Genomic DNA, 5,870 nt, shown 5'->3' with positions numbered 1-5,870 from the left:
CCACCACGATTGGTATTGAAGAATTCGATTTTATTTTGAACAAGTTCATCATCGCTCATCAACACATTTTCTTTATTACCGCTTTTCCCAAGGGTGTATACTGGTGGATGTTCGCAAAGGAGGAAGTGGTGAGTTGTGGAAAGTGGGTAGTGGGTGGTGGGTAGTGGGTAGTGGGTAGAGGGAGGTCTTCAGTCAGCAGTATTCAGTCTTCAGTTGGCAGAAAATAGATCTTAGAGGATATTCAAGGAGAGAAAACTTAGGAGCAGTCAGAGTTAATATCCACGAATATCTACCTAGTGTGCGGGAATTGGATTTCGTTGACTTGAAAGCTATGACACAAAGTTGCGCGAAGGGAGCACAAAGCGCCACAAAGGACATCGCTACTAGATTTATCAATGACTTAATTAACTCATACACGCACACTCTAACCCAGGAAGTTCAAGTTATGAATGAGGTATTATGGATGAGGTGCGCAGTAATGACTGTTACAATGGACTGGAAAATCAGTATCAAAAAGCATCATTAGCCAGAGCGGAATAGTAGTTGGATGTTTTAAAATAAATTGAATTTGTAAAGATGATAGCCATCAGTAAAGTATACAAATTACTATTTTAGGTGATAATTTAGCGTCTTAAAAAGTTAACCATCATGCATTTCAGCCCTAGAAGAATCACAAATAATTGAGGAATCTAAAGACATTTATAAAAAAATCCGATCCAAACCTAAAGGTCGAACCGGACAGATATTAGTATACTTTTAGACTAATCTTCGCTGCTATAACCATATCCATAATTATAGCTATATCCGTATGCTCTACTCGCGCCAACACCGATTGTTGAAATGTAAGTAATAAATAAAAAGATAGATTGTTTCACTGAATTTAATCTGACATCCGATCAATGAAGTTCACAGATTCAAAAAAAAATCCGGTCCAGACTTAAAGTTCGAACCGGACCTAAATTTCTATATACTTGTCGATTAATCCTTGCTGCTATAACCATTGCCATAACCATAATTGTAGCTATATCCGTAAGCTCTACTCGCGCCAACACCGATTGTTGAAATATAAGCGATAAAAAAATGATAGATCGTTTCAATGAATTTAATTTGACAACCGATCAATGAAGTTCACAGATTCAAAAAAAATCCGATCCAAACCTAAAGTTCGAACCGGACAGATATTCGTATACTTGTGTATTAATCTTCGCTGCTATAACCATAGCCATAACCATAATTGTAGCTATATCCGTAGGCTCTACTCGCGCCAACACCGTTTATAACGTAGGCCATGTTTTTTAAACGTCCAGTTTCAGCAAGGTCCTTAGAGAAATCCAGGAGGCTTTTCTCAGTAAGTTCAGCTCTGACCAAGTACAAGGTAGCATCAGCAAACTCAGAAATTAAGAGGGTATCTGTTACCAAAATAGTCGGTGCTGTATCGACGATGATGTAGTCATACTCCAACCTAGCTTCGTTCAGCAATTGTTCAAAACGGCCATTGGTCAATAAATGAGCTGGGTTGGGTGGAATACTTCCCGAAAGCAAAACATCATGATCTGGGTGCTTCGGAAAGCCTTTAACCAAAGCCTCATGCCATCCAAATGCAACGTCATAGAGATAATTGGATAATCCTGGAGCATTCTTGTCCATTTCTGGCACGGTATAATGGTGGATCTGCGGATTCCTTAAATCGGCACCAATAAGTAACACCTTCTTATTTAAACTCGATAATGCCAAGGACAAATTGACTCCAGCATAAGTTTTGCCCTCACCTTTAATGCTAGAGGTCATATAAATAACCTTCCCTTTTCCATCAGCAAGCTTAGGCAACACATAATTTATATTTGAACTCAATATTCTAAAAGCCTCAGCCTGTGTTGTACGATCCGTAGGATCAGAAAACACTAAATTCTCACTTTTAATTTTAGGCAGTTCTGCCAAGACTGGAATATTCGACACTCTCAATTCGACATCCTTTTTTCCCTTTATTTTTGTATCCAATAAGATGGTAGTATAGATTGCTCCAAAAGGAATAACTAAACCTGCCATTAAGGCCATGAGGAATATATTCTTTCTATTTGGTGAAATGGGAGCACCGCTGGAACTGGCATATTCCACCACTTTTATAGACGGCTCAGTGATCGCCAAATTAATCGCTGCTTCTTCTCGCTTCTGTAATAAAAATAAATACAAAGTTTCTTTAATGGCCTGTTGACGATCAATGGAACGCATGATTTTTTCTTTAGAAGGAATGGCAGCAACTTGGGATGAGAATTTATTATTTCTTTGGACCAGTTGATGTTTTGAAGCCTGCAACTGGGCTTTGTAGGCATTTAAAGAATTGTTGATATTATTAGCCAATTCTTTCAACTTTTCATTGATCGTTTGAACCATCGGATTATTTTGCCCACCACTGGTCAGGTAATTATAGCGTTCAAAGATCAGAGTATTGTATGCCCCTATCAGCTCGTTCGTATTCACACTTGAGATCCCTATATTCGCTGGAAGTAATTCATATTGGGAGTTTTTAATATTTAAAGACTCTACCAGCATATTGGAAAGCATAATTTGACTTTCGATAGCGAATACCTCATTCTCTGATGCTGTACGTTGTGAGATCCCTAGAGCAGCGTCAGATTCGACATTAAAAAAATTATTCGATTGTTTATAATCCCTTTTCTCTCCTTCTATGGAATCTAACTCGCCAGCTAAGAACCCAAAACGTTCATCAATAAACGAAATCGTTCTTTTAGACACCTCTTGACGGTCCACAATTCCATCCAAATTGAATACTGAAAGGACTTCATTAAGAATCCGTTCTGATTTTGACCTATTTCCACCGGTATAACTAAGTTGTAACAAATCACTGCTTTTACCTAAAAGTGAAATGCCCAAACCGCCCTTTAAATTCCGGGCAGCGGAGGTCACTGGACTCAGTCGTAATATAAATGTTTTTCCTTTATTTTCCTTTATACTATTAAGACTGCTTGCTTCCAATTCAAAAGGCAAATTATGCCTCACATTGTAGGAACTGTAATTTGGAAAAACAATGGCACTCTCTGATGCTCCTCTATACACTTCAAATCCTTTATCAGTAATAAGGATTTTAAAGGATTGGTGCGCGTGAATGCTATCATTAGGTATCGTTTTGGTCAGATTAAAAGGGAAACGCTCAATTTCAGAAGTTCTCACATTCCCTTCTTCATAAAAAGACATGGTCAAATCGAGATTTCTTACGACGCGTTCGCTGATACGCAAAGACTTGATAACTTCAATCTCATTCTCCAAGTTAATGCTAGAACGGTTGAATATAAATGCAGACGAAGGCATCTCAATACCTTTATTTTTATTTAAAATCTGGATTTTGGCAGAGGTACTGTAAATATTATTGGTATATCTAAGATAAATAAAAGCAGCGCTCAGGGCAATCAACACTCCTAAAACAAACCAAATCCAATACCGCAGGTATTTTTTGACTTCATATTTTATAAGTTCGCCCTGATCCGTTTTACCTGCGATAGTGTTTACTCTTTCTTGATTCATTATTATCTTGTAATTAAAAGCACCGTACTTAACACAATTGAAAATACTGAAATGAACGTTCCCACATTCCCCACGAAACCAGAACTCTTGATTTTTGGTCCATTAGGGTTGACCATAATGACATCATTAGGCTTAATTAAGTAATATGGACTGGTTAAAAGCTGTGCTGAAGTTAGGTCAACATGGGCTGTATTATATACGCCGTCTGTTTCTCTGACTACTAAAATATCCTCCCGCTTGCCATTAATGGTTAAATCTCCTGCCAAACCCAAGGCTTGTAATAAGGTAATACTTTCTTCAGCAAAATCATAAGTTCCAGGACCACTTACCTCACCCAAAATGGTGACTTTAGCATTTATCAATCTCACGTTTACCGTTGGATTTTTGAGATGGTCCCCATCTTCCAATAACCGAGTCAATTCTTCCTCCAACTGTTGGGTTGTTTTATCCTTTGTATAAATTTTACCTAATTGCGGAAAATTAATCGTGTTGTTCTCAGATACCAAATAACCCTCCAATTTCATCATCTCAGTGCTACCTCCACTTTGCGAATTTCCCACCGGAGTCCTATTATATGGCCTTGCCAGCTCTTCAACAAGCGCTCGCACAGTAATCTTTAAGATATCATTGGGCTGAATAGTAGGCCTAGTATAACTTATGGGGGTTTTATTATAATGTTCAGAATCCTGAAAATAGAGAATTTCCTTTTTTGTAGCACATGAATTCAGGATAAATAATGCAATGAGTAGCAATAGGATGTGTTTCATTAAAATCGTGTTGAGGTATTTATACATAAAAGTTTACACTTTTAAATTGTAAAAGTAAGGCGTTTATTTTTAAATGGGATGACTTCAAGGAGTCTGTTCTACTATTTTAGAATCCGTTTTATTTTTAAAAATCCAATGGTATAAGAAAACCAAAGAATATAATAAAGTGCCCATAGAAAGCAAAAGGATCAATTGCAAATGGATTTCAAAATCCCTAAACCAAACCGCCAATACAAATAAGACCACATTAATGATCACGATACAGGCCGTAGTTTGAACATGCGAATACCCCATTTTAAGAAAACCATGGTGCAAATGGTTCTGATCGGCAGAAAACGGACTTTTTCTATGGAATACTACACGAATAAAAAAGACACGAAAGGTATCCAAAAGTGGAAAAAACACAATGGCAAGCGCTAAAACAGGAGCTGAATTATAATAGATTGATTTCCTGAAGATTTGTGCTTCACTGAGAAATCTCACTACAAAAAAAGAAATCAAAAATCCAATAATCATCGAACCGGTGTCACCCATAAAAATTTTTCTTTTTTCAGAAAAATTTAACCTCAAAAATGGTATCAAAGACCCCATCGTGGCAACCGCTATAGTAGCCATACTGACATCTTCAGTTTTCAAGAAGATATATCCAAATGCCGCACAAGCAAATAATGCTAAACTACCCGCTAAACCATCTACCCCGTCGATCAGATTATAAGCATTAATGATCAATACATAAACAAATAATGTAAAAAGCACAGACAACCAGTACGGTAAAGTAGTAATTCCGAAAAAACCAAAAAAACCAATAATTCGTGTGTCTGTAAATATGATTAATACCATTGCTGCCATAATCTGCCCCAAAAATTTTTTATTAGGAGACAGCACAAGTAAGTCATCTTTCAGGCCTAAAAAAAATAAGATGGTCATCCCTCCCAATACTAATAAAAGCACCTTAGTATTTAATAGTGCACCAAGCGTTGTTATGACCACAACCAAACTCACATAGATGGCAATACCACCTAGGTTAGGCGTCCTCTTAGAATGTACACTTCTTAACCCCGGTTCGTCCATAAGCTGTTTTTTTACAGAGATCATAAAGATTGCTGGAAATGTGTTCCAAGAAACAAAAAGTGCAATGATGAAGGCTGTAAATAACCAAATCACTAAGTAATCGAGCGGGTTGAAATACGTGAGAAGTTCTTGAATCATAGCAATTTAAGCTTAGGTTTACTTGGGTATATGACTAATCCAAATATCGGTAAATATAGGTGTAAAGTGTTAATTGTCACAATATTTTGAGTTTTAAATCAACTTTGTCGATTATATGAGGTTCAGAATTTTCTCAAAATTAAATCACTTTTCAACAGGGTATTAACGCAAAGCCATCTATTATTTAACTCAAACTCCATTATTTTGAAAACCACTGCGGAATTTTAGAAAGATTCTTTTGAAGTACGACACTTAGTGGAAAGCTTATTTTATTCGTGGTGACCGCTCGAAAATCTTCTTTTGTTTTTTGAATAAGATTCTTGAGGCTTCGATTACTGGCACCTCCTACTCTCA

The 5,870-nt window shown here is 36.9% G+C and carries 3 protein-coding genes; all 3 read right to left on the bottom strand.

Features of this window, described 5'->3' with window-relative positions:
- Positions 1-1,197: 1,197 nt before the first annotated feature.
- Genes ABIQ28_RS02275 through ABIQ28_RS02265 form a run of 3 tightly spaced genes read right to left on the bottom strand, consistent with a single transcriptional unit; the run spans position 1,198 to position 5,516 of the window.
- Complete coding sequence (locus tag ABIQ28_RS02275; RefSeq protein ID WP_348035131.1) at positions 1,198-3,540, bottom strand: polysaccharide biosynthesis tyrosine autokinase; 2,343 nt, start codon at positions 3,538-3,540, stop codon at positions 1,198-1,200.
- A 2-nt stretch (positions 3,541-3,542) separates the two neighbouring features.
- Positions 3,543-4,334, bottom strand: a complete 792-nt coding sequence (locus tag ABIQ28_RS02270) for a polysaccharide biosynthesis/export family protein (protein WP_348035130.1) — start codon at positions 4,332-4,334, stop codon at positions 3,543-3,545.
- 57 nt (positions 4,335-4,391) lie between these two features.
- Complete coding sequence (locus ABIQ28_RS02265; RefSeq protein WP_348035129.1) at positions 4,392-5,516, bottom strand: MraY family glycosyltransferase; 1,125 nt, start codon at positions 5,514-5,516, stop codon at positions 4,392-4,394.
- Positions 5,517-5,870 lie beyond the last annotated feature (354 nt).

The organism is Gelidibacter sp., assembly GCF_039916245.1.
Taxonomy (GTDB): Bacteria; Bacteroidota; Bacteroidia; order Flavobacteriales; family Flavobacteriaceae; genus Gelidibacter.
Note: the sequence above shows the minus strand (reverse complement) of the source record. Positions and strands in the feature narration are given on the sequence as shown.

What these genes read in the sequence shown, in the direction of transcription:
- ABIQ28_RS02275 (WP_348035131.1), bottom strand. Translation starts at nt 3,540, where the DNA reads ATGAATCAAGAAAGAGTAAACACTATCGCAGGTAAAACGGATCAGGGC.
- ABIQ28_RS02270 (WP_348035130.1), bottom strand. Translation starts at nt 4,334, where the DNA reads ATGTATAAATACCTCAACACGATTTTAATGAAACACATCCTATTGCTA.
- ABIQ28_RS02265 (WP_348035129.1), bottom strand. Translation starts at nt 5,516, where the DNA reads ATGATTCAAGAACTTCTCACGTATTTCAACCCGCTCGATTACTTAGTG.